20 protein-coding genes are annotated in these 23,293 nt (G+C 71.8%); 3 read left to right on the forward strand and 17 right to left on the reverse strand.

The features are described from left to right. Window positions 1–92 precede the first annotated feature (92 nt). The 5 genes from FHU28_RS23170 to FHU28_RS23190 all read right to left on the reverse strand — a co-directional run bounded on the left by FHU28_RS23170 (window position 93) and on the right by FHU28_RS23190 (window position 5,178). The gene (locus FHU28_RS23170) at window positions 93–2,048 is read right to left on the reverse strand and encodes an elongation factor G (protein ID WP_184686572.1); all 1,956 of its coding nucleotides are present in this window, start codon (window positions 2,046–2,048) and stop codon (window positions 93–95) included. Window positions 2,049–2,211: 163 nt separating this feature from the next. Next, window positions 2,212–2,862: a M23 family metallopeptidase gene (locus tag FHU28_RS23175; protein WP_116506773.1), complete on the reverse strand. Its 651-nt coding sequence runs from the start codon at window positions 2,860–2,862 to the stop codon at window positions 2,212–2,214. 137 nt (window positions 2,863–2,999) lie between these two features. After that, window positions 3,000–3,575, reverse strand: a complete 576-nt coding sequence (locus FHU28_RS23180) for an NADPH-dependent F420 reductase (RefSeq protein WP_116506775.1) — start codon at window positions 3,573–3,575, stop codon at window positions 3,000–3,002. A gap of 166 nt (window positions 3,576–3,741) precedes the next feature. After that, window positions 3,742–4,353 carry a DedA family protein gene (locus FHU28_RS23185; protein ID WP_184686573.1) on the reverse strand — a complete coding sequence of 204 codons (612 nt, stop codon included), beginning with the start codon at window positions 4,351–4,353 and terminating at the stop codon, window positions 3,742–3,744. A gap of 171 nt (window positions 4,354–4,524) precedes the next feature. Then, window positions 4,525–5,178 (reverse strand): winged helix-turn-helix transcriptional regulator, encoded by a 654-nt coding sequence (locus FHU28_RS23190; protein ID WP_184686574.1) that lies wholly within the window; start codon window positions 5,176–5,178, stop codon window positions 4,525–4,527. Between the two features lie 46 nt (window positions 5,179–5,224). Here FHU28_RS23190 and FHU28_RS23195 point away from each other — a divergent pair, with 46 nt between their 5' ends. After that, window positions 5,225–5,893: an alpha/beta fold hydrolase gene (locus FHU28_RS23195; protein ID WP_184686575.1), complete on the forward strand. Its 669-nt coding sequence runs from the start codon at window positions 5,225–5,227 to the stop codon at window positions 5,891–5,893. Window positions 5,894–5,944: 51 nt separating this feature from the next. Here the strand turns inward: FHU28_RS23195 and FHU28_RS23200 are convergent, their stop codons facing one another. Beyond that, window positions 5,945–6,802 carry an SDR family NAD(P)-dependent oxidoreductase gene (locus tag FHU28_RS23200; protein WP_184686576.1) on the reverse strand — a complete coding sequence of 286 codons (858 nt, stop codon included), beginning with the start codon at window positions 6,800–6,802 and terminating at the stop codon, window positions 5,945–5,947. A gap of 164 nt (window positions 6,803–6,966) precedes the next feature. Between FHU28_RS23200 and FHU28_RS23205 the strand changes: the two genes are divergently transcribed. Then, entirely contained in the window at window positions 6,967–7,848 is an 882-nt protein-coding gene (locus tag FHU28_RS23205) for a helix-turn-helix transcriptional regulator (protein WP_184686577.1), read from the forward strand. Between the two features lie 50 nt (window positions 7,849–7,898). On the opposite strand, the gene FHU28_RS23210 is transcribed toward FHU28_RS23205, so the two are convergent. The 5 genes from FHU28_RS23210 to FHU28_RS23230 all read right to left on the reverse strand — a co-directional run bounded on the left by FHU28_RS23210 (window position 7,899) and on the right by FHU28_RS23230 (window position 14,844). Further along, window positions 7,899–9,341: a pectate lyase family protein gene (locus tag FHU28_RS23210; RefSeq protein WP_184686578.1), complete on the reverse strand. Its 1,443-nt coding sequence runs from the start codon at window positions 9,339–9,341 to the stop codon at window positions 7,899–7,901. A 60-nt stretch (window positions 9,342–9,401) separates the two neighbouring features. After that, window positions 9,402–11,060, reverse strand: a complete 1,659-nt coding sequence (locus tag FHU28_RS23215) for an RICIN domain-containing protein (RefSeq protein ID WP_184686579.1) — start codon at window positions 11,058–11,060, stop codon at window positions 9,402–9,404. Window positions 11,061–11,113: 53 nt separating this feature from the next. Continuing rightward, window positions 11,114–12,625, reverse strand: coding sequence for a family 43 glycosylhydrolase (locus FHU28_RS23220; RefSeq protein WP_260413082.1), 1,512 nt, complete (start codon window positions 12,623–12,625; stop codon window positions 11,114–11,116). 56 nt (window positions 12,626–12,681) lie between these two features. After that, window positions 12,682–14,100 (reverse strand): family 43 glycosylhydrolase, encoded by a 1,419-nt coding sequence (locus FHU28_RS23225; protein WP_311773640.1) that lies wholly within the window; start codon window positions 14,098–14,100, stop codon window positions 12,682–12,684. Window positions 14,101–14,391: 291 nt separating this feature from the next. After that, entirely contained in the window at window positions 14,392–14,844 is a 453-nt protein-coding gene (locus FHU28_RS23230) for an OsmC family protein (protein ID WP_184686581.1), read from the reverse strand. A 131-nt stretch (window positions 14,845–14,975) separates the two neighbouring features. Between FHU28_RS23230 and FHU28_RS23235 the strand changes: the two genes are divergently transcribed. Next, window positions 14,976–16,088, forward strand: coding sequence for a carboxypeptidase-like regulatory domain-containing protein (locus tag FHU28_RS23235; RefSeq protein WP_184686582.1), 1,113 nt, complete (start codon window positions 14,976–14,978; stop codon window positions 16,086–16,088). Here FHU28_RS23235 and FHU28_RS23240 read toward each other — a convergent pair. The 6 genes from FHU28_RS23240 to FHU28_RS23265 are packed head-to-tail and all read right to left on the reverse strand — an operon-like array spanning window position 16,048 to window position 23,282. After that, a complete protein-coding gene (locus FHU28_RS23240; RefSeq protein ID WP_260413083.1) occupies window positions 16,048–17,331 on the reverse strand; it encodes a sensor histidine kinase in 1,284 nt (427 codons plus the stop codon). The genes FHU28_RS23235 and FHU28_RS23240 overlap by 41 nt on opposite strands. Continuing rightward, window positions 17,331–18,002 carry a response regulator transcription factor gene (locus FHU28_RS23245; RefSeq protein WP_184686583.1) on the reverse strand — a complete coding sequence of 224 codons (672 nt, stop codon included), beginning with the start codon at window positions 18,000–18,002 and terminating at the stop codon, window positions 17,331–17,333. Before FHU28_RS23245 ends, FHU28_RS23240 begins: the two co-directional genes overlap by 1 nt. A gap of 52 nt (window positions 18,003–18,054) precedes the next feature. Beyond that, window positions 18,055–19,323, reverse strand: a complete 1,269-nt coding sequence (locus tag FHU28_RS23250; protein WP_184686584.1) for a cation:proton antiporter — start codon at window positions 19,321–19,323, stop codon at window positions 18,055–18,057. Then, a complete protein-coding gene (locus FHU28_RS23255; RefSeq protein WP_184686585.1) occupies window positions 19,320–20,654 on the reverse strand; it encodes a cytochrome P450 in 1,335 nt (444 codons plus the stop codon). The genes FHU28_RS23250 and FHU28_RS23255 overlap by 4 nt, the downstream gene beginning before the upstream one ends. Next, window positions 20,651–21,724, reverse strand: coding sequence for an alpha-hydroxy acid oxidase (locus FHU28_RS23260; protein ID WP_184686586.1), 1,074 nt, complete (start codon window positions 21,722–21,724; stop codon window positions 20,651–20,653). The genes FHU28_RS23255 and FHU28_RS23260 overlap by 4 nt, the downstream gene beginning before the upstream one ends. Before the next feature lies 1 nt (window position 21,725). Further along, the gene (locus FHU28_RS23265) at window positions 21,726–23,282 is read right to left on the reverse strand and encodes an NAD(P)-binding domain-containing protein (RefSeq protein WP_184686587.1); all 1,557 of its coding nucleotides are present in this window, start codon (window positions 23,280–23,282) and stop codon (window positions 21,726–21,728) included. Window positions 23,283–23,293 lie beyond the last annotated feature (11 nt).

A 23,293-nucleotide genomic window follows, 5' to 3' on the forward strand; every position in this document is an offset into this window, starting at 1 on the left:
CGGGGCTCCGGCGGGTACGGGCGGCGGCGGGGTGCCGGTGATCCTATCCCCGGAACCGCTCCGGCCGCCGCCCGGTCAGGCGCCCAGGCGGCCTACCTCGGCACGGCCCTGAACCATGCCTCGCGGTCGGCCGGGTCGGGTCCGCGCCGGCGCAACGTCGGAGATTCCTCACCGGTGACCGGCGCGTAGTGGTCGAAGGTGGTGGTCAGGACCGCCTCGCCGCCGGTGAGGTCGGGAAGGGCGGCGACGACCTGCGGGACCCGCGCGGACGGCAGGGTGCCGCTCACCTCCAGGTATCCGCCGGCGACGCCGGTGTCGTGGACGACCGCTCCGAGCCGGGCGAGCAGCGCCAGCACCGTCTCCACCGCCTGCTGGGGAAGGTTGACGTCGAACCGCTCGACCGGGTGGCACACCCGGGTGCCGGCGCGGCGCAGCGCCGCGGCGACCACGACCGGGGCGAGGTGGCGGAAGTCCGCCGCCACGGTCGAGATCGACTTGTCGAACTTCTGGTGCGGCCTGCTCTGCCGGGGGAGGTACTGCGAGGCCGTCATGGTGACCACGCAGTCGGTGACCGGCCAGCCGTGCCGGCCCTGCCGCAGCGCGGCCCGCACGCCTTCCTCCGTGGCGGCGACGAACGCCGGCGGCAGCCGACCCCGCTCGACACCGGAGCGGAACTCGATGCCGTGCCCGACCGGGGCGGCCTCGATGCGCAACCCCAGCCCGGCCAGGTACGGGTTGCCGCGCTCCCGCACCCGCTCCTCGGCTGCGCCGGTGCCGGCGACCCGTTCGATGCAGGCGGTCAGCGTGCCGGAGAACCGCACCCGGACGCCGTACCGGTCCTCCATGAGGGCGGCCAGCACCTCCTTCTGGACCTCGCCGTGCAGGCGGATCACCGCCTCCGCCTGCTGCTCGTCGAGGCGCAGGTCCACCAGCGGGTCCTCGTCGGCCAGCTCGGCCAGGCCGGCGAACATCGCCAGGCGCTGCTCCGGTTCGACCGGCTCGACCACCGCCTGCCGGGTGGGCGGCGGGAACCGGTAGTCGTGCCGCCGCGGCGGCTGCCCGATGTGCTGCCCGATCCGCGCCGACACCCCCCGCACCGCGGCGATCTGACCGGCGGACACCGCCGTTCGCACCAGCACACCCTCGGGCTCGATGACGGCGATCTGGGTCACCGTCTGAGGTCGGGCTCCGGCGAGCAGCACCCGGTCCCGTACGCGCAGCCGCCCGGACCACAACCGCAACCAGACCCGCCGGCCGTGGCCGTCCCGGTCGACGGCGAAGACCGTGCCCGCCAGCGGACCGTCCCGCGTGTCGCCGTACGGCAGCAGATCGGCCAGGACGTCGCACAACTGGCGCACCCCGGCTCCGGTGATCGCCGAGCCGCACGCGGCCGGGATCAGGTCGCCACGGCGTACCGCGCCGCGGATCGCCCGCCGGACGTCGCGGACGCGTACCGGCTGATCGGTCAGCCACCGCGCCGCCACCGCGTCGTCGACCTCCGCCACCTCCGCGACCACCGGTTCGGCGTCGAGGCGCACGGCTCGCACCCGGGCCTCGCGCCCGCCCTGGCCGGCGACAGTGGTGAGCAGGACCGGACGCGCCCCGAGCCGCCGGCGTAGCTCGGCCGTCGCCCGGCCGACGTCGGCACCGCGGCGGTCGACCTTGTTGAGGAAGAACACCGTCGGTACGCCGATCCGGCGCAGCGCCCGCCAGATGGCGACGGTCTGCGGCTGGACCCCCTCCACGCTCGACACCACGAGTACGGCGGCATCCAGCACGGCCAGCGAACGCTCGACCTCAGCGATGAAGTCGGGGTGGCCGGGGGTGTCCAGCAGGTTGATGCTCAGATCACCGATGGTGATCGAGGTGACGGCCGCCCGGATGGTGATGCCACGCCGGCGCTCCAACTCCATCGAGTCGGTCCGTGTCGTGCCGGCGTCGACGCTGCCCGGCTCGGACACGGCGCCCGCCTCGTACAGCAGCCGCTCGGTCAGACTGGTCTTTCCGGCATCAACATGGGCGACGATTCCGAGGTTCAACAACGCCAAGGCAGGACTCCACGGTAGGACGGTCAAGGGTCCGGAGCGTGGAAGCTGCTCGCATTGTCACTCCTCGTCGTGGTCCTGGTGGCGGGCGTTCGCCGCCGGATGCAGTCCCACCTTGCCCGACCGTCGCGACCGCGGCGACCGAATTAGGTTTCGGTGGCGCCGGCTACGGCCGTCTCTGGTCGCAGTTGGCGCTGGTCAGGCGCACCGTGTACGCACGGTCGTCGGACGTGATGCCGGACGGCAGGCCGTCGAAGTGGGTCTCCACCTTCTCCCATCCCCGGCGCTGCTCGTAGTGCAGGTGCGGGGCGCCGGAGTCCCCGGTGCTGCCGACCCGCCCGAGCTGGTCGCCGCGGGCCACCCGCTGACCGGGCTTCACCAACGGCGGTTCGAGCAGGTGCAGGTACTGCGTCTCCCACTTCCCGCCGTGGTCGATCTTGACCCAGTAACCGCCGCCCCGCCCCTTCGGGCCGTTCGGGTCCTGCGGGGTGCGACCGCCGAGGGATCCGTTGACGCCCGCCACGGTGACCGTGCCCGCGGCGGAGGCAAGCACGGGCCGCCCCCACGCCTCGCCCGTGGTCGGGAACAGGTCGATGTCGTAGTCGTCGTGCCCGGGATAGGTCGAGAGACGCCACGTCTCGCCACAGGCCACAGGGAGCTGGAAGGCCGGTCGTGGGCCCGGTGGCCGCAGCAGCGGCACCACGACGTACGCGACGGCGGCCAATGCGGCGAGCACCCCGACGACAAACGCGGCGCGGGCCACGCGGCGGCGCGACCGACGGTGGTGGCGTGGGTCGCGCGGGCGCTCGGTGCTCATCGTTGCGAGCATGACACGAGCGGGCCCGGCTGCCGCCGCTCCCCCGGCCACCCCCGCCGCTCCGTCAGGTCAGCCGACCACCGCTGCTTCGCCCCCGCGAGTCGTACAGCGTCACCGGGGCCCCGGCCGCGAGCAGGTCAGTTGACCACGCCGAAGCCGCCGGACCAGGGAAGCTTCTCGTTCGCCGCCAGGCTGATCTGCAGGAAGCCGACGGCCTCCATCTCGCGGGCGCGGTGGAGGGAGCCGGCGTCGACGGCCTTCAGCCCGGCGGCGGTGACCACGCCCGCGAGGGCGGCCTTGGCGTCCGCGTCGTCGCCGGCGATGAGCACGGTGGTGGTGAGCGGTCCGACGGTCCCCTCGGCGAGGGTGCCGGCGAAGGTGGTGTTGAACGCCTTGACCACCCGGGAGCGTGGGAGCTTCGCCGCGATCTCCGCGGCGGCCGAGGAGTCGGCGGGAACGGTGAGCGAGTCGTAGGTCTCGAAGTTCAGCGGGTTGGTGATGTCGACGACGATCTTGTCGTCGAGCTGACCGGCGCGCTGAGCGAGCACCTGGTCCACCGCCGGGTAGGGCACGGCGAGCACCACGATGTCACCGGTGACCGGCTTGTCGAGATCGGTCTTGCCGAACAGTTCGACGCTGTTGTCGCCCTTGGCGGCTATCGCAGAGATGGCCTGGCCCATGTTTCCGGTGCCGATGATCGAGATATGCGTCATGAGGCTCTTCCTTCCAGGGATGTTGCCGATGCTTCAGAAGATTGAGCACGTAGTCGGTGATCCGCGGACAGGACGGCTATGTCTCAGCGGTGTGTCGGCAGCCACCTCTCGCGCGAGTGACGCTACCGATGCGCCCCACGGCGCGCCGCTGATTGGCCACCGTTCATCAGTGGGCCGCCTTCCGCCGGATCCGCCAGATCCGCAGCGCCACGACGGCGCCGATCAGGGCCAGCAGGACCCACTCCCCGATGCCCAGTTCCCGCTCCAGATACCGGTAGGAGGCGGCGCCCAGGTACCCCAGCACCGCCACGGCTGTCGCCCACACCAGCCCGCCGGCCAGGTTCGCCCGGAGGAACACCGGCCAGCGCATCCCACCGGTCCCGGCGATCAGGGGGACAACGGCCCGCAGCACCGCCACCCAGCGTCCGATGAGCACCGCCCACGCCCCGCGACGGGCGACCAGGCGGCGGGCCCGGGCAAGGTCGAGACGCCGGCGCAGCACTCGCGGGGCGCGGGCGAGCACGCTCGGGCCGTACCGGCGGCCCAGGGCGTACCCGGCCTGGTCACCGAGGCACGCCCCGACGGTCCCGGCGGCGACCACCGCCCACAGCGGTAGCGCACCACCGTGGGCCACCAGCCCGCCGATCAGGATCGCTGTCTCACCCGGTACGACCAGCCCGAGCAGCGTCGAGGACTCCAGAGCCGGCAGGACGACCACCAGGGTCAGGACCAGGACCGGCGGCAGCCCGACGAGCGCCTCCACCACCTTGTCCACCACCCGCTGATTGTCGCCCCCACCGGGTTGATCAGTGATGAACAAGACCGTCGGGTGGGTCGGCGATCCGTAGGGTTCGGGTCGACAGCAGGCATCTGTGCCGACTGAGGGGCGGCTCACCGCGCCGGGAGGCCGCCAACGCCACCTGAGGGGCAGCTGAGCGCACTCGCGCCGTCACTCCAGGGCATCGACGCCCACCGGCGTGGGGCGCCGGAACAGCCGCAGCAGGCGGGCCGCGACCTCGCCGTCGCCCCGGACGACGACGTCGGCGGCACGCAATGGCACGCCACCGAAGATGAGCGAGCGGAAGACCCCGACGCCGGCCTGGATCACCAGGTCGGAATCGGCGACGTCCACGCGTACCACGTCGAACCGTCCGTCCTCGACGGCGACGAGCAGGCTGTCGCCGTCGAGACGAAGCTGACACCGTACGGCGAAGTCGCGCGCCGCGGCCGGGTCGAAGGTGGTCTTCATGGCGAGGGCCAGCGCGTCCACACTCAGCTGCGCCGACGAGGCAAGCGGGCTCCGGCTCCCCCACCTGGCCAGCCCCAGCAGGGCGGGTTCGAGGTCCCGCCCCCATTCGGTCAGCTCGTACGCCCGGACGCCGGCCGGCGGACCGAGACGCCGACGGCGCACCACTCCCGCCTCCTCCAACTCGGCGAGCCGGGCGGTGAGCATGCTCTGGCTGGCACCGGGCAGGCCGCGCCGCAGGTCCGTGAAGCGCTTCGGGCCGAGCAGCAACTCGCGGACGACAAGCAACGCCCACCTGTCGCCGACCAGGTTGAGCGCCCGGGCCAGGCCGCAGGGGTCGTCGTATACGCGCGTCATGCACTGATGGTATTGTTACAGCACTGCTTGGTGCTAAATTCGCACCGTGACGACCTACATCCTGGTGCCCGGGGCCGGCGGCGACGCCTGGTACTGGCACCGCCTGGTCCCCCTCCTGGAGCAGCGCGGCCACGAGGCGACAGCCGTCGGCCTGCCGGCCGCGGACGACAGCGCGGGACTGCCGGAGTACGCGGACACCGTGGTCGACGCGGCCGGTGACCGCGGGGACCTGGTGGTGGCCCAGTCGATGGGCGGCCTGACCGCGCCACTGGTCTGCGGCCGGCTGCCTGTCGCACGGCTGGTCCTGGTCAACGCGATGATCCCGGCGCCCGGCGAGACCGGCGGCGACTGGTGGACAAACACCGGCCAGGACCAGGCCCGCCGTGAGTGCGACCGGCGCGAGGGCCGCTCCCCCGACGGGCCGTTCGATCCGCTCGTGTACTTCTTCCACGACGTCCCGGAGGACATCACCGCGCAGGCCATGGCGGGTGGGTCACCGCAGTCGGGCACCCCGTTCGCGCAGCCCTGGCCGCTGGACGCGTGGCCCGACGTGCCGACCGACGTCCTGTGCGGCAGCGCGGACCGGTTCTTCCCGGCCGAGTTCCAGACCCGGGTGGCCCAGCAGCGGCTCGGCGTCACGCCCGAGCGGCTGCCCGGCGGTCATCTGCTGGCCCTCAGCCGGCCGGAGGCGCTGGCCGCCGCGTTGAACCGCTGAGGCAACCGGTCCCCGCCGTGGCGGGGACCGGCAGACGCCGCGCCGGGCGTGTCAGGAGCCGGCGATGTCCGTGGTGAACGCGAGCTCGCGGCCGGCCTCGATGTCACCGGCGAGCGCCTCCACCCGAGCCTTGGCCAGGGCGTAGGAGTCGGAGCCGAGGACCTGGTGCAGCGGCGCCGCGCCACCGACGGCGACCTCGATGATGGCGGCCGCGGCCTTCACCGGGTCACCGAGCTGGCTCCCGGGCATCGCCAGGTGCGCCTCGGTCATCTCGCGGATCGCCCCGTAGCCGTCGGCGGTGCTCGCCGGCAGGCCGAGCGAGGACGTGCGCAGGAAGTCGGTACGCGTGTAGCCCGGCTCCACGACGTTGACCTTGATACCGAACTCGGCGACCTCGGCCGCGAGAGCGTCCGACAGGCCCTCCAGCGCGTACTTCGCCGAGCAGTACAGACCCCAGCCCGGGAAGGCGGTGAGGCCCAGAATCGAGGAGACGTTGATGATGTGGCCGCTGCGCGCCGCGCGCATCCCGGGAATGGCCGCGCGGAGCACGTTCCAGACGCCGAAGACCTGCACCTCGAACATCTTCCGCACCTCGGCGTCGCCGGCTTCCTCGACCGCGCCGAGGAAGCCGTAGCCGGCGTTGTTCACCACGACGTCGACGGCGCCGAAACGGTCGGTGGTGGCGCGGACCGCCGACGCCACCGCCGCCTCGTCGGTCAGGTCGAGTTCGAGGGGAAGCAGCCGCTGCCGGTCGACCGGACCGAGGGCCGCGCCGAGACGCTCGGCCGAGCGGGTCGTCGCCGCGACGTTGTCGCCCCGGTCCAGCAGTTGCCGGACCAGTTCGAGGCCGATGCCGCGGGATGTGCCGGTGACGAACCAGGTGGCCGGACGGGTGGTCGGGAAGGACATGAGAGCTCCTGAGCCTCGGTGCCGTGGCGTCCCGGCTGGGACACATCCCATGCTGCGGACGAGAAAGGGCCGAGAACACGGCGAGGCAGGCCCAGCGCTGCCTGGGAACGACACACCCACCCGGACGGTGTCGCGGAACGCCGGTCGCGGCCGATCATTGGGGCATGGCGGGACACTCAGACCTCGGCCGGTTCCTTCGCCGGTGCCGGGCCGCCCTGGCGCCGGAGGACGTGGGCATCGCCCCCGCGACGCACGGGCGCCGGGTCCGCGGGCTGCGCCGGGAAGAGGTGGCGTTGCTCGCCGGGGTGAGCGTCGACTACTACACCCGGCTCGAACAGGGCCGGCACACCAGCCCGTCCGCAGCTGTCGTCGAGGCCCTCGCGCGGGTCTTCCAGCTCGACGCCGCCGCCAGCGCCCACCTCGCCGACCTGGCGCGGCCCGTCCGGCGCGGCAACCAGGAGACGCCCGCCCAACGGGTACGTCCGGCGATGCACCAGCTGATCGCCTCCATGACGGAGCACCCGGCGCTCGTCCTCGGACGCCGGACGGACGTGCTCGCGTCGAACGCCCTCGCCCGTGCGCTGCTCACCGACTGGACACTGCTGCCGCCACGGCAGCGCAACTACATCCGCTGGATCTTCCTGGACCCGGCTGCCCGCGACGCCTTCCTGGACTGGCCCACGGTGGCTGCCGAGGTGGTCGGCACCCTGCGTCTGTATGCCGGCCGCAATCCCGACGATCCACAGCTCAGCCGGCTCGTCGGCGAGCTGACCATCAGGAGCCCGGAGTTCCGTACCTGGTGGAACGGGCACTACGTGCACGAGCGCACGTACGGCACCAAGCGGATGCGCCACCCGGAGGTCGGGCCGATCACCCTTCGCTACGAGGCCCTCGCGATGCCCGGCGACCCGGACCAGACGCTGTTCATCTACACCACCGACCCCGGCAGCCCGTCGCACGACAACCTACGCCTGCTGGGGTCACTGGTGGCCCGGTCCGGGTCGACGCCGGGCACCACCTCGGCCACCCGGACGCCGCGCGGCTGAGCCGGCCCGAGAGCGAACCCGGGCCGGCCCACCTTCCAGGCAGCGCGCGGTCAGACGCTGATCCGTCCGGCCCCGGCGCCCGCCGTCACGACGGCCTTCACGTCGCAGGCGGCATCCTGCGTGTACGGGTACGGGATGCCGGCGACGCTGCCGCCGGCCTGCCCGGCCCCCGAGTTGACGAAGCAGTTGTTGCGGGCGACCAGGGAACCGGGACCGGACGAGCCCTCGCCCCGGTGGTAGGGGTCGGCCGTGTTCTCGAAGTAGTTGCCCTCCACGAGGACCCCGGCGTTCATCGTCGACGCCACGCCGTAGCCGCCGACGTTGCTGTAGAGGTTGTTGTAGACGTGGACCGGGTTGCCGAAGCGCACCCGCGGGTGGCGCTGGTTGGAGCCGTCGAACCAGTTGTGGTGGTAGGTGACGCGCAGGTGCCCGACGTCCTGGCTGCCGTTGTCGTCGCTGTGGCCCAGCAGCATCGACTTGTCGTGACCGTAGACGCGGTTCCAGGACACGGTGACGAAATCGGAGCCGCGCTTGATGTCGACAGCGCCGTCGTACCCGTTGGTGAAGCTGTTGTGGTCGATCCAGATGTTGGTGGCCGACTGCTCGACGTTTATGGCGTCATCGCTCCAGTTGCGGAAGTTCAGGTTGCGGACGATGACGTTGCGGTCGCCGCTGACGGTGAATCCGCAGCCGGAGATCGTCGCGCCGGCATTACCGAGGATCGTCTTGTTGGAGCGGACCCGCAGCATGCCGGAGCAGGAGATCGTGCCGGACACCCGGATCACCGCGGCGCTGGACGACCCCAGCGCGCTGGACAGGGCGGACGCGCTGGTCACCGTGGTGACGGCGGCGTTGCCGCCACCGGTGGTGCCACCGTTCTGGGTGGCCCAGCCGACCAGCCCGGTCTGGGGCGTCCCAGGGCTGCCACCGCCGATCGGCACCAGTTGCCACTGCTGGTTGGCGCCGTTGAGGTCGGCGTACTGGGAGATCCGGCCGCCGTCGGCGGTGGACCACTCCCAGACCTCGACGGCCTTGTTGGAGTGCCTGTTGATCAGGCGGACGTAGCCGCTGTCCGAGTCGAGGACCCGGAACTGCTGGTTGGTCGCGTTCAGGTCGGGCCACTGCCGGTACTCCGCGCCGTCAGCGGTGTTCCATTCCCACAGGTCGACGACCTTGCCGCTGTTGCGGTTCTGCAGTCGGTAGTAGCCGCTGCCGGAGCTGACGAAACGGAACTGCTGCCAGGCCCCGTCGTTGCGGGACCACTGCTGGATCACCGCGCCGTCGGCCGTCGAGGTGTCCCGGACGTCGAGAACCTTGCCGCTGTTGCGGTTGACCAGCACGTAGTACGCGCCTGTGTCGATGGTGGCCGCCTGGGCCGAGGGCGACGCGACGACCGCGCCGACGGTGCCGACGACGAGGGCGCCGGCGGCGGCGACCAGGGACCGCCAGCGGTGCCGCCGGCGCCTTTCGGGGGTGGTGAGAGCCGTTGTCACGGGAACTCCTCCGGTGGACGGTGGTGGTGGGTGGTGGTACGGGGTGCGCGCCTGCGGCGCTCAACACCAGTTCAGCGTCGAGTTGACCCGCGTGACGTTGCTGATCGTGTTGTTCGCTCCGCCGCAGGGACTCTGGGTGATGTTCGTGTTGGTGACAGTCAGGTTCTGGAAGCGGATGCCGGAGGAGATCGGGAACTCGGTCCGGGAGGCGATGCGCACCTCGCCGCCGCCGGTCACCGTGCCGGACACCCCGGCGATCGTGACGTTGTAGCAGTTCTCCACGAGGATCGAGTTGTTGCCGGTGTTGGAGATCGTCACCCGGTCGATGACCGCGCCGCCGGACTCCGACACGCAGAAGATCCCCCGGCCGCCACCGGATGCGATGACGGTGCCGACCCGGATGTTCGTCGGGTACGAGTTGCCCACCCGGCCGTTGCGGTTGGCCATCCGGAACGCCGCGTAGCCGGTTCCGGTGCCGGCGCCCTGCGCGTCGACGGTGCCCACAGTGGCGTTGATCGTGTCGTTGAGCAGCAGACCGGAGTATCCGGTGTTGCGCGCGGTGACGGTGCCGATCGTCAGACCGTCCACGCCGTACGTCTCGACGCCGTGCGCGCCGGTCCCTGACACGTACACGGTGTCGATGCGCACGTTGCGCACCTTGACCGCCCGGTCACCGCCGTGGTTGTCGATCCGCACCCCCAGGCCGCCGGAGAGCCGCATGTCGATCTGGCCGAGCGTCAGGTTGTCGACGTTGCGCATGAAGATCCCGTACAGCGGAGCACCGGTGAGCGTCAGGTTCTGCACCTCGACGTCGGTGGTGCCACGGGAGTAGACGGGCGCGTAGTCGCCCGACCCCGAGCCGGTCACGTTGATCGTGCCGCAGACCGCCAGCGTCGTGTACGACGGCAGCGACAACCGAGAGCCCGCGCTCATCGAGCCGGAGCCGCGCACCACCACCCGCTGCTTCGCGGTCCGTCCCGCCGACAGCGAGTTCACCGCTGCCTGCACAGCGGCGAGCATGTCCGAGCCGGTGTACACGGTGGACGATCCGTTGCGGGCCGTCCAGGTGCCGCCGCCCAGCACCGCCTCGGCCTGGTACGAGCCGCTGCCGCACCCGGTGCTCGGTGGCGGCGTGGTGGGTGTGCCGGTACCCGTCGGGACCAGTTGCCACTGCTGGTTGGCGCCGTTGAGATCGGTGTACTGGCTGATCCGGGCACCGTCGGCGGTCGAACGCTCCCAGACCTCCAGGGCCTTGCTGGAGTGCCTGTTGATCAGGCGGATGTAGCCGCTGTCCGAGTCGAGGACCTGGAACTGCTGGTTGGTGCCGTTGAGGTCGGGCCACTGCCGGTACTCCGCGCCGTCGGCGACGTTCCACTCCCACAGGTCGATCACCTTGCCGCTGTGGCGGGCCCGCAGGCGGTAGTAGCCGCTGCCGGAGGAGACGAACTGGAACTGCTGCCACGCGCCGTCGTTGCGGGACCACTGCTGGATCACCGCGCCGTCGGCGGTCGAGGTGTCCCGGACGTCGAGGACCTTGCCGCTGTTGCGGTTGACCAGCACGTACCAGGCGCTGGTGTCGATGGTGGCGGCCTGCGCCGGTGGCGCGGCCACCACGGCGACGCCGACCGCGCCGGCCAGCGCCGCCACCAGGGCCAGCACCAGGCCGGCACGCCGGCGACGTGGGGCGCCGGGCGGCGACGTCACTGCGGGGTTGAGCATCGTGGACCTCCAAAGGGGTACGCCGAATGCGGCGTGACGGTTTTTCCGGGCGCCTACTCCAGGTGGAAGGTGGCCGCGGCCCGGTCGGCGCTGGTGCCCACCGCTTCGAGTTGGAGCAGTCCGTCGCGGTGGCGGACGTACCGGCCGCTGTAGTTCTGCGATTCGAGCGAGAGCGCCTCGGCCGCGGCCAGGCCGGGGCGGCGCTGGAAGCTCGCGTCGTTGTCGAACAGGGCCGAGCCGTCGTCGCGTTCGACGTAGAGGGCGAAGGCCCGGTGGCGCAGGAAGTAGCCGGGGAAGTTCGTCGACTCCAGGGACACCGATCCGCCGCCGGCGAGGCCGGGGACGATGCGGAACTGCGAGTCGGCCAGGTTCGTCACGTTCGGCTCGACCCGGGCCCGGTAGTCGTAGTGCCGGACGTAGCTCGTGGTCAGGTCGTGTGACCGCAGCCGGACCGGGGTGGCCCCGTCGGGTACGGGGATGCCGAAGTTCGGGGTGCCGTCGGCGTTCCAGTAGAGCTTCTGGATCCGGGTCCGCCGGTTCGGGTCGTTGAGCGGATCGCCGCTGATGTCCCGGTAGTTGCGGTCGTGGTAGACCAGGATGTCGCTCTGCCCGTCCTCGGAGACGGTGAAGGAGTTGTGCCCGGGGCCGTACTGGCCGGTGGCGGCGCTGCTGGCGAACACCGGGGCCGGGCTCTTGGCCCAGGCAGCGGCGTCGAGCAGGTTCGCGCCGGCGGACGCGGTCAGCATGCCGAGGCAGTAGTTGGCGTCGGTGGCACTCGCCGAGTAGGTGAGGAAGACCCGGCCGTTGCGCTGGATCACCGTCGGGCCCTCGGCCACCCGGTAACCACGGGTCTCCCAGTCGTACGTCGGGACCACCAGCCGGGTCACCGTGCCGGTGATCTGCCACGGGTTGGCGCCCATGCGGGCGAGGTAGACGTTGGAGTTGGTGGAGATGCCGGGCTCCTGCTGGGCCCAGGTCAGGTACCGCACCCCGTTCACCACGAACGTCGAGGCGTCCAGGCTGAACGTGTCCCACGGCGTGGTGATCCGGCCGCGTTCGGTCCACGAGCCGGACAGCGGGTTCGTGCTCGCGTTCTCCAGCACGTACATCCGGATCCGCCACACGTCGTCCGTGCGTCCGGCGGCGAAGTAGACGTACCACTTGCCGTTCATGAAGTGGATCTCCGGCGCCCAGATGTGGGCGCCCATCTCCCCGCTGGTGTGGCGGCGCCAGATCGTCGTCTCCGCGGCGCCGGCCAGTCCCTGCAGGGTGGTGGCCCGCCGCAGCACGATCCGGTCGTACTCCGGGACCGTCGCGGTCATGTAGTAGTAGCCGTCGGTGTGCTTGACGATGTGCGGATCGGCCCGCTGGTTCACCAGCGGGTTGGTGTGGTTCACGGCCGGCGCGGCCTGCGCGGGCCCGGCCACCGGCAGACCGGCGGTCACGGCGAGCACCGCGAGCGCCGCGGCCAGGACCGGCCGCAGGCGCCGGCGGGCAGGCGCGTCGGCGGGCGCCGCGCCGGCCCCTCGGCGGTGGGCCGTGCGGAGCAGGTGTCGAAGAGGCATGCGCCCTCCCAGGTGGGCCAGGTCGTCGGTCGGCGGCGGTGGGTCCGGGTCCCGGGTCAGTAGACGTAGGGCCAGGCGGCGGCGTCGTAGCCGATGCGGTTGATGCCGAGCAGCGACGCGCCGTTGTCGGCGTAGTAGTGGTAGAAGAGGACGTCGCCGTCGGTGTCGGCGAGGACCGCCTGGTGGCCGGGCCCGTGCACGCTGCCGTGCGAGGCCAGGATCTGGGTGCCGCCCCCGGCGAGCATGTCCCGGCCGGCGCGGTCCACGAACGGCCCGGTCGGGCTCGCCGAGCGACCGACCATGATCCGGTACGTGCTGGCGGCGCCCTGGCAGCATCTGTCGAACGAGACGTACAGGTAGTACCAGGCGCCGCGCTTGACCAGGACGGGCGCCTCGATGCCGGGGCCGTAGTTCGCGAGACCGTGCATGGAGGTGCCGAGCCGGCGTCCGGTGGCAGGGTCGATCGGGATCATCTTGATGCCGGACCAGAACGAGCCGAAGGTGAGCCACCAGCGGCCCTGGTCGTCCACTGTGAGGTTCGGGTCGATGGCGTTGAAGTCGTCGGTGGTCCGCGACTCGACGACCAGCCCCTCGTTGGTCCAGCTCCCGGAGGCTCCGGTGGTGCTGGTGGCCAGGAAGATCGCCGAGCGGTTGGAGCCGAAGGTCGAGGCCGAGTAGTACAGGTGATAGCGCCCGTTGCGGTACGACAGGTCGGGCGCCCAGAGGTTGCGCGCGCCGCCGGTGTACGTGGTGGTCCACGGTGCGCCACCGGGGAAGACGGCGCCCGCGTTGCGGTAGGCCACCCGGTCGGTGGAGGTCTTCAACGCGATGTTGTCGCCGGTGTGCGCGACGAGGTAGGTGCCGTCGGGGCGTCTGACCACTGTCGGGTCGTGCACGCCGATGTCACCGGTGACCCGGCCGGGCTGCGGATAGGCCGGCGCCGGAGTGGTCGGCGCCGGGCTGGTCGGTGTCCCGCCGCCGAGTCGGATCAGCTGCCACTGCTGGTTGGCGCCGTCCAGGTCGGAGTAACCGGCCAGCCGGCCACCGTCGGCTGTCGACCAGCCCCACACGTCGATCACCTTGCTCCACTGCCGGTTCACGAACCGCACGAACCCACCGGCGGAGTCCTGCAACCGGAACTGCTGGGTGGCCGACGACCGGTCGGTGGACTGCACCAACTGGGTGCCGTCGCCGCCGCTCGGCAACTCCAGCACCTTCCCGCTGTGCCGCGACCGCACCTTGTAGAACCCGCCACCGGCGTCCACGAACTGCCACTGCTGCACCGCGAGGTCGTTGCGCGTCCACTGGTTGACCGGCGCGTTCTCCGCCGTCGACCAGTCGTACAGGTCCATCGCCTTGCCACTGTGCCGGTTCACGAACACGTACGACGCGGTCGTATCCACCGTCGCCGCCGACGCCGGCGGAACCCCGGCCAGCACCCCCGCGCCGAGTGCCAGGGCCGCCGAAACCGCCACCGCAACCGTCCGTGTCGTCTGAGCGGTCCCTGCCACCGAAACCTCCTGCGCTTGGTCGCCTCCGCTCCGAGATCACGAACACGGGGCGAACGATCATGGCAGCGGCGTTACGTTCGGGTTACCAGTCATGTTTTCGATAACATAGACGGCTGTCAAGATGATGGCAGGCTCGAAGCTTTCGGAAGGCTTGCTTACGGTCGGCCCGCCGCACGCGTCAGAGAACCGCAGCGGCGCATGGTTAGCGCTAACAGTCCCGGCGGATCGGCCCTGGCGACACCGGGCCTCCGTCGGTCACCGCGGCTCGGCCGGACCCGGGTCGCTCGCGTCCACGAGGGAGACGGGTGTACCCAGCTCCACCGTCCGGGAGACGGTGCAGAGCCGGTCGTGCGACTGCCGCAGAGATCGTGGCAGGGCCGCACGGGCCCGATCGCCGTCCGCTCCGGCCGGAAACGCCACCGAGAAGGTGACGGTGAGGTTCCGCATCCGGTTACCGGCTTCCGGATCACGGATCTTGTCACCGCTCACAGTGACGGCGAACCGGGTCGGCTCGGCGCGACGGCTGGTCACCAGGTCGACGTCGACGGCGGTGCAGCCGCCGAGCGCCGCCAGCAGCAGTTCCACGGGCGTGAAGGTCTCGTCCTCCCCCGTGCCCATCGACATCTCGCCGCCACGGGCGTTGCGCACGACGTACCTGCCCACGCTGGTGCGCTCGATCTGCACCGACCGGAGCGTGTCCTCACTCATGCGACGAACCTACCGAAATCGCTCCGCGAACGTGCGGTATGGGCCGGGTCGCGCAACCCGTCCCGCACAGGGCATAGTGGCCCGCGGCTTCATCGACCGATGTTGCCCGCTCTCGGCGAAGGTGGTGGGAAGTGACGACGCGCTCCCGTGTCCGATGGGCCCGCGCGGCCGTACTGGCCACGCTGGCCGGAGGGACGTTCGCGGTGGCGGCAGCACCGGCCACGGCCGCGCCGGAGACGGTGAGCATCCTGAGCGTGTCGGCGGAGAACGTGAAACCCCGCGAGACGGTACGCGTGCAGTTCCGCGTCACCAACAACGGACGCCGGGCCGAGACGGCAATCGTGGTGGTGGGCGGCGGCCTGCGGTGCGCCACCGGCTGCCGGGCGGAGCCGAATCTCGGTCCCGGCCAGAGCCGAACCTTCGACGCGACACTCGTCGCCCCGGATGCCCGCCCGGGCGAGACCACCGGCCTCAACATCTCGATCGGCGTGCGGCTCGCCGGGCAGAACAGCTACGCCTACAAGATGGTCCACGTCCACGGAGCGGGTGCCTCGCCCACCGGCGGGGCCCAACCGGCGGCCGGGGTGAGTGGGGTCTCCGGCCGGGTCCTCGACGCCGACGGAAAAGCGATCGGCGGCGCGGACCTGACCATCCGGGACAGCGCCGGTCACGAGTACCGGACGACCAGCAACCGCAACGGCCAGTTCTCGATCACCTCCAAGGCCGGCCGGACGATCGCCGAGGGATCCATCACGGTCCGCGCGTCCATGGACGGCTACCGTGCCGCCCGCGCGACCGTCAGGGGCAGGGCCGGTGACGTAGCCACCGTACGGCTGACCCTTGCCGCGGTGGCCACGCCGACCACGATGTCGCCGTCGCCCGCCGCGGAGGCGAGCCCTCTCGCCGCAGCGGCCGACGACGACACGCCCGCGGCCGCGCCGCCCACGCTCAAGGCGGCCGGCGAGGAGAGCGGCAGTACGTCGATGTTCCTCCTGGGCGGCCTGCTGGTCGCCGCGGGCCTGGGCGCGCTCGCGCTGGCGCTGGTGCGCCGGAGATACGCACCGGTGGCGGTGGCGGCCGCTCCCCCGGCGACCTGGCTGCCGGCCGGCGGGAACCTGGCCGACGCGCCGACCGCGATCCTGCACCTCGGGCCGGCCGGCGGCGGGCCCGGCGGTCCGGAGAACGCGCTCCACGATCCGGCGCTCACGTACCGGCGCCGAGCTGCCACACCCGGAGGTTCCTGATCCGGGCGGCCCTGCCCGTGGCGCTCGGCGATCGCCCCGTCGGAAGACGTACGGTGAATCGGGCTCCCCGGCCCGGATGGCCCTCGGCCTCGATGGTGCCGTGGTGGCTGGTGACGACCTCCTGGAGCAGGGCCAGCCCCAGGCCGAAACGGCGGTCGCCGGCACCCGCGCCCCGGTGGAACCGGTCGAAGATGCGCCGGGCGTCCGCCTGGTCGAAGCCCTTCCCGGTGTCGGCGATCACGAACTCGGCGACGTCGTCAACGGCCCGCAGCGTCACGGTGATCCGGCCTCCCGCGGGGGTGTGGGCAAGCGCGTTCGCCAGCAGTTCGCCGACGACCCGGCGCAGGGCCGACTCGACACCCGGCACCGGCAGCGGGTCGCCCGGGACGTCCAGGACGAGCGTGACCTGGCGCTCGGCTGCCCGGTCGCCCTCGGCGGCGACTGTCGTACCGATCAGCGCGGTGAGGTCGACCGGCGGATCCGGCTCCCGGTCGGCGGGCGCGGCGGCGAGCCGGGCGGAGAGCAGCAGGTCGTCGACGATCTCGCCGAGCCGGCGGGTGGTGCCGATCAGCCGTTCCAGGTCGTCCAGGTTCGTGGCGGCGCCGTCGTTGCGCGCCCGGCGCGCGATCAACTGGGCCCGGGTGTGCACCTGGGCGATCGGCGTGCGCAGTTCGTGGCTGGCGTCCGCGACGAAGCGGCGCTGCCGGGTCAGGGCCTCCGCGAGTGGTGCGACGGCTCGACGGCCGACGACCATGCCGGTCAGCACGGCGGCGAGCAGCCCGACCACCGCCGCGAGGCTGAACGCGAGCAGGAGGTGCCGGCGGTCGGACAGCTGGAAACGGGCGTCGAACACCGCCTGGACGACGGTGTCGCCGCGGGCCTCGGTGCGTACGTGGTAGGTCGTGCCGTTACGCGTGAGAGTGGTGATCTCGGTGGCCCCGGTGGCCGCCACTGTGGCCAGCACGTCGTGCAGCGGGAAGCCCGGTGGTGGCGGCGGGTTCGCGCCGGTGTGCACGGTGGCGCCCTCGTACTCGAAGATCCAGCTACAGGCGGGCGGGCCGGCGATGGTGCCGTGTTCGGTGCCCCACGCCAGCTCACGCTGGATCTGCGCGTCCTGGCCCCGGACCAGTACCGCGTAGGAGATGCCGCCCGCCAGCAACAGCAGGGCACCGATGGTGAGGCCGACGAACAGGCCGATCCGGAGTCGGGTCCGCCGCACGATCGCCTTCTCGACCGCCTCCATCAGAGGGTCCCGAGGCGGTAGCCGAGGCCGTGCACGGTGCGTACCGCCGCGCGGCCGAGCTTGCGCCGCAGGTAGTAGACGTAGGTGTCCACTATCGACGCCCCGGCGGCCTCCTCGAAGACCTTGCGGCGCAGCACGGCTCTTGGATGCACGGTGTTCGGCCGGGCCGCCAGCACGCGCAGCAGCTCGAACTCGCGGGTGGACAGCGCCACCCGGGTGCCGTCGGCCAGCACCGCCTCGCGCGGCCCCAGGTCGAGCCGCCCGGCGCCGATGCGCAGCACGTCGGTCGGCTCGGGCCTGCGCCGGCACAGCGCCCGGACCCGGGCGCTCAGCTCGTCGAGGTCGAACGGTTTGACCAGATAGTCGTCGGCGCCCGCGTCCAGCCCGGCGATCCGGTCGTCCACGGTGCCGAGCGCGGTGAGCATCAGGGTCCGGGCCGGGATCGCCCGGGCGCGTAGCCGGGTGACCAGGTCGAGGCCGTCGAGCGCCGGCAACATCCGGTCGATGACCATCACGTCGTAGGTGCGGGTCAGCCCGAGATGCAGCCCGCGCTGGCCGTCGAAGGCCCGGTCGACCAGGTAACCTTCGTGGCCGAGCGTCTCGGTGAGCATCTCGGTCAGATCCGCATCGTCCTCGACCAGCAGCAGCCGGTTCGATGTTCCGCCCCGCATGTGTTAACGATCCCATAGATGACTGCCGATGGAAGCATCAGTATTTGCCTCTTCAACTATCTGAAACCGCCAGCGCGGGCTCGCGTACGGCGTCGTGCTGCCGGGCCTCCCGGCGCTCGATCCAGCTCAGCGTCGGCGTCGTCATCAGCGTGGTGACCAACGCGACCAGCACCAGCACTGTGAACAGGGCGGGGTTCACGATGCCCGCCTCCAGCCCGACGTTCAGCGCGATGAGCTGCATCAGGCCACGGGCGTTCATCAGCGCGCCGACCCGCATCGCGACGCTCGACGGCTCACCCCTCAGCCGGGCCGCCGCCCAGCAGGCGCCGAACTTGCCGACGATCGCCGCCGTCACGCAGGCCAGCGCGAACAACAGCACCGGCAGGGAGGCGAGCAGGCCGAACTCCGTACGCAGGCCCGAGTAGGTGAAGAACAGCGGCAGGAAGAGCGTCGCGGCGACCGGTGTGAGCGTGTCCACCACCTTGTCGGTGTTGTCGGTGCGGGGCATCACCACGCCGACCGCGAACGCGCCGAAGACCGCGTACAGCCCGATCTCGTCGGTGTACCAGGCGACCAGGAACAGCAGCGCGACGGTGCCGAGCAGCCGGGCCCGATCGTTGAGGGCCCGGTGGGTCATCAGCGTGGAGGCGGCCGCACGCCCGCCGAACCAGAGCACCAGCCCGAACAGGACCGCTCCGCCCGCGGTGACGATAGCGGGTCCGGCCCGGCCGGACGCGACCGCCAGCACGGCGGCCAGCATGATCCAGGCGACCACGTCGTCGATCGCGCCGCTGGCCAGGGAGAGTGTGCCGTGCCGGGTGCCGGCGTGCCCGTGCTCGGTGATGATCCGGGCCAGCATCGGGAACGCGGTGATGGCCAGGGCGACGCCGACGAACGCGGCCGAGACCCCGAGTGACGTCCCGTCGGCCTGGATCGGCACGGCGCCCGCCGTCACCAGCACCAGCAGCACTCCCAGCAGGAGCGGCGCGGTGACCCCGGCCAGCGAGATCACGCCGGCGGTGCCGGCCAGGCCGGTGACCCGGTGGGCGCTGAACGCGTACCCGGCCTGGAACATGAACAGCACCAGGCCGACCTGACCCACGACATAGAGGATCGGGAGCAGGGGGGCCGGGAACAGGGCGTCCTGCACGTCCGGCATCAGGAGCCCGAGCAGCGACGGGCCGAGCAGTACGCCGGCGAGCATCTCGCTGACCACGGCGGGCTGACCCGCCTTGCCGAGCAGCCACGCGACCCCTTTGCAGAAGATCAGGATCACGGTGACCGCGATGAAGAACCGTGGCGCCAGCTCCGTTGGTGTCATCGGACAGCCCTCTCGAAGTAGTTGGTGCACAAGCCCTGCCGGCGGGCGTCGACGACCATCCAGGTGCCGAACACCAGTTGCCGGATGCTGCGGCCCACGTCGGCCCACCGGTCCCGCGACCGCATCGCTGCGAGCCGCAGCCGCCCCGGGCCGGTGAGCCCGACCGGTGTCAGATACGCCGGGCCCCGGCTGGGCAGCGACCGGGTGTGTGAGGCGGAGGAGATCAGGACGTACCGGCGCAGCACCTCGCGGGTCGCGGCGCGCATCATCACCGGGGCGACGCCGCGGGCCGGGCAGGCCCGGTTCGCGGTGACCCCGTACGGGATGAAGTGCGCGTCGCCGCGCTTGAGCGCCAGCCACCGGTCCGGGTCGAACCGGTCGTCGCCGGCGGCCCCGCCGCGGTGGAACGCCAGGTAGTTGAAGAGCAGCACCGTTCCGGCGGGCAGTGCCGCCCCGGTGGGCAGCGTGATCGGCGCGGACGTGATCCGGTGCGCGACGCCGAAGAGCGGATGCACCCGCAGCGTCTCGTCGATCACCCGGTCCAGCGCGTCGTCACCGTCGAGTCCCCGCTGGACGTCGGGATGCGTGGCGAGGGCGAGCAGCACGTGCGCCATCGCCTCGGACATCTGCACGACAGCGGTGTTGAAGAACGCGCCCTGGAGGTACCAGGCCGTCTCCTGGGCAGTGAACGGCGGCGGCAGCGTCACCGGGCAGGTCCCCGCCTCGATCCGGTCGTGCAGATACCTGGTCAGCCGCTCGCGCCGCCGCATGTGCCGGAGTCCGGTGCACTTCAGCCCGCTGACCACGTCGTCGGCGTTGGCGACGATCAGCGCCCGCGCCTCCGGCGGGCACGCCTCACCGAAGACGAGTTCGTAGTAGACCTCGGCCCAGACCGGCATCATCAGGTCGCGCAGCCGGACGTGGCTGGTCCGGTCGGCCGGCAACCGGTCGAGGACACGCCGGGTGGCGGCGGTGGCGAGGTCGTCGCAGCGCTGGCGGCGTACCGCGAGCACCCGCCGGGTCGTGGCGGCCACGGTCCGGTAGCGCTCCCCCGGCTCCAGATGTTCCTGGTGCATCTGCGGTCCGGGCGCCAGCCAGTACCAGAACAGGTCCGACAGCCCGGCCCCGCGGCTGCGTCCGTCCGCCGCCGGATCGGAGTACACCCGCTCGAAGTGCTCCATGCCGACGGTGGGGCCCGGCACCGGAACGCCTTCGACACCGTTGACTCTGACGAACACCCACTCCCGCAGCCGGACCACCGTGCGGGGCAGCCAGTACGGGACGGTCCAGGCGATCCCCGCCAGGACCGGCAGGACGATCAGGGCGCTCATCCGCACGCCACCGTGGCGACCAGGTCGCCGCGCAGGTCGGCCGGCCCGGCGACGCCGGCCAGCGTCAGCGCCCGGTCGAGGTCGGCGTGGAGCAGGTCGAGCACGTGACGTACCCCGGCGGCGCCGCCCACCGCGAGCCCCCAGAGCACCGGGCGGCCGACCAGCACCGCGCTCGCGCCGAGCGCCAGCGCCACCAGGACGTCGGCGCCCCGCCGGACGCCGCCGTCGAGCAGCACCGGCACCCGCCCGCCGACGGCCTCGACCACGGCGGGCAGCGCGTCCAGGGTGGCCAGCGCCCCGTCGAGTTGCCGGCCGCCGTGGTTGGAGACCAGCAGACCGTCGAGACCGTACGAGACGGCCAGCGCCGCGTCGGCCGGATGCAGCACCCCCTTCAGCAGAATCGGCAGCGTGGTGACCTCGCGCAGCCAGGCGATCCGGTCCCAGTCCAGCCCGGCGTCCATCTGGATGTCGCGTACCCGGCCGGTCGCGTCGCGCATGTTCTCGCAGCTCATTCCGGGCGGCAGGTCGGCGAAGCCGTGCCGAAGATCGCGTTCCCGCCGGCCGAACACGGGCGAGTCGACGGTGACTACCAGGGCGGTGCACCCGGCTGCCTCCGCCCGCCGTACCACTGACGCGGTGAAGTCGAGGTCCGGCTGCGGGTACAGCTGGAACCAGAGCGGCCCGCCGGCGCCGGCGATCTCCTCGACCGGCCGGGTGGCCGCCATGCTGACCACCATGATCGTGCTCGCCTCGGCGGCGGCGCGCGCGGTGGCCACCTCGCCCTCGGGGTGGGCCAGCCGGTGGAACGCGGTCGGCGCGATCAGCACCGGCATCGAGATCCGGCTGCCGAACAGTGAGATCCGCAGGTCGCGCCGGCGCACGCCACGCAGGACGCGGGGCACCAGCCAGCGCCGGGTGAAGGCCGCCTCGTTGGCGCGCACCGTACGTTCCTCGCCGGCACCGCCGGAGAAGAAGTCCCAGTGCACCGGATCCAGGCGGCCCCGCGCGTCGGCGGCCAGGTCGGCCAGGTTCAGCGCCGGGCCGTCCAGCGCCGCGTCGAACGGACGCATCTCAACTGCTCAGGCAGCCGTCGAGGAACGCGACGAGCGGCGCGACGTGGGTCTCCGGCCGGTCCCATCGGTTCTCCAGGTTCTCCGCCAGGTGGTGGGTGGCGACGACCCGGCCCGCCCGGTGGTGGCGGACGACCGGATGCAGGTAGGCGGCGTCGTGGGCCTGGCCGGGGACGTCCTGGGCGACCCGGTGGACGGTGACGTCGAACGGGTCCACCTGATCGTGCTCGGGGCCGTACTCCAGGGTGACCACGAAGGCGTGCTCGTAGTCGTGGTCGGGGGTGCGCAGGCCGGTGCCGGTGAAGTACTCGACGGGCACCTCCTCGTGGTAGCGCGCGTCGGATCCGGCGACTGTGACCACGTCGGCGAGGAAGCCGAACTGCTGCCACAGCGCGGAGGTGCGGTTGACCCGCGCGATGACGGCGTCGGCGATCAGCTCCGCGGTGGCGTCCAGCTTCTCCGCCGGCCACGGCGTGTCCCCGTACCGTCGTTCCAGGATCCGGTGCAGCGCCCGGACGGCGTACCGGAAACCGTGGATGAAGCCGCTCGTCGAGCGTTTGAAGTCCCGTTCCTGGCTGATCGTGCCGGCGAAGTAGAGGCCGGGCACGTTCACCGACTCCCACTCCGGGGTCTGCGCCGGGAAGCGGTCCCGGATGGCGAGTTGCGGACGGCAGGTGTCGTCGAAGATGGACGCGTCGAAGGCGAACCCGGTGCAGGCGAGCACCCTGTCGTACCGCAGCTCCTTGACCACCTCGTCGGCGCGGGAGAACGAGAAGGTCACAGTGAAGCCGTCGCCGTCGCGCTCGATGCGTCTGACGTCGCCATCGAGGATCGCGTTCGCCGACTTCAGCTGGTAGGTGTCCAGGAAGTTGTTGTTCACCGCGCGCAGGTGCCCCACGTAGTGCGTGCGCCAGGCCATCCGGATCGAACTCGGCCCGGCCACGTGGATCAGCGTGGTGGTCTCCATCAGGCTGTCCGCGGTCTCGAACGCGGAGTTCCCCTTGCCGATGATCAGCACCTTCTGGTCGAGGTAGTCACGCGGGTCGACGGGCATCTCCGCGTACTGCTCGGCGAGCTCCAGGCCCGGGATGTCCGGCCGGTACGCCTGGGAGACGCCGGTGGCGACGACCAGCCGCCGCGCCCGGAAGACCTCCTCCCCCGCCCGCACCTCGAACACCCCGTCGACCTTGCCGACCGACGTCACCCGGGAGTTGTACCGGACCCGCGCCCCCGTCTTCGCGGCGAAGTCGGCCAGGTAGCGGACCATCACGTCGGCGTCGGGGAAGTACCGCTCCGTGTAGCCGGTGAACCGCAACGCCGGGTCGTCGCTGAGCAGTGAGTTCCAGTCCAGCCGCAGGTTCAGCTCCGGGTCGTCCGAGCCGGTGTGCGGCTTGTTGATGGAGATCAGTTGCCGGTGGCGGGGAAAGGTGGCGAAGAACGCCCCAGGGATCTCCGCCTGTTCCAGGACCAGATAGTCGCGCTTGCCGTCGGCCTCCAGCAGAGCCGCGAGTTGCAGGCCGGCCGGCCCGGCCCCGACGATCAGGTAGTCAAGCGTCATGTGCGTCCATC

It is taken from the genome of Micromonospora echinospora (genome assembly GCF_014203425.1).
Taxonomy (GTDB): Bacteria; Actinomycetota; Actinomycetes; order Mycobacteriales; family Micromonosporaceae; genus Micromonospora; species Micromonospora echinospora_A.

What these genes read in the sequence shown, in the direction of transcription:
- FHU28_RS23175 (WP_116506773.1), bottom strand. Translation starts at nt 2,862, where the DNA reads ATGAGCACCGAGCGCCCGCGCGACCCACGCCACCACCGTCGGTCGCGC.
- FHU28_RS23180 (WP_116506775.1), bottom strand. Translation starts at nt 3,575, where the DNA reads ATGACGCATATCTCGATCATCGGCACCGGAAACATGGGCCAGGCCATC.
- FHU28_RS23190 (WP_184686574.1), bottom strand. Translation starts at nt 5,178, where the DNA reads ATGACGCGCGTATACGACGACCCCTGCGGCCTGGCCCGGGCGCTCAAC.
- FHU28_RS23200 (WP_184686576.1), bottom strand. Translation starts at nt 6,802, where the DNA reads ATGTCCTTCCCGACCACCCGTCCGGCCACCTGGTTCGTCACCGGCACA.
- FHU28_RS23205 (WP_184686577.1), top strand. Translation starts at nt 6,967, where the DNA reads ATGGCGGGACACTCAGACCTCGGCCGGTTCCTTCGCCGGTGCCGGGCC.
- FHU28_RS23215 (WP_184686579.1), bottom strand. Translation starts at nt 11,060, where the DNA reads ATGCTCAACCCCGCAGTGACGTCGCCGCCCGGCGCCCCACGTCGCCGG.
- FHU28_RS23220 (WP_260413082.1), bottom strand. Translation starts at nt 12,625, where the DNA reads ATGCCTCTTCGACACCTGCTCCGCACGGCCCACCGCCGAGGGGCCGGC.
- FHU28_RS23230 (WP_184686581.1), bottom strand. Translation starts at nt 14,844, where the DNA reads ATGAGTGAGGACACGCTCCGGTCGGTGCAGATCGAGCGCACCAGCGTG.
- FHU28_RS23240 (WP_260413083.1), bottom strand. Translation starts at nt 17,331, where the DNA reads ATGGAGGCGGTCGAGAAGGCGATCGTGCGGCGGACCCGACTCCGGATC.
- FHU28_RS23245 (WP_184686583.1), bottom strand. Translation starts at nt 18,002, where the DNA reads ATGCGGGGCGGAACATCGAACCGGCTGCTGCTGGTCGAGGACGATGCG.
- FHU28_RS23250 (WP_184686584.1), bottom strand. Translation starts at nt 19,323, where the DNA reads ATGACACCAACGGAGCTGGCGCCACGGTTCTTCATCGCGGTCACCGTG.
- FHU28_RS23255 (WP_184686585.1), bottom strand. Translation starts at nt 20,654, where the DNA reads ATGAGCGCCCTGATCGTCCTGCCGGTCCTGGCGGGGATCGCCTGGACC.
- FHU28_RS23260 (WP_184686586.1), bottom strand. Translation starts at nt 21,724, where the DNA reads ATGCGTCCGTTCGACGCGGCGCTGGACGGCCCGGCGCTGAACCTGGCC.
- FHU28_RS23265 (WP_184686587.1), bottom strand. Translation starts at nt 23,282, where the DNA reads ATGACGCTTGACTACCTGATCGTCGGGGCCGGGCCGGCCGGCCTGCAA.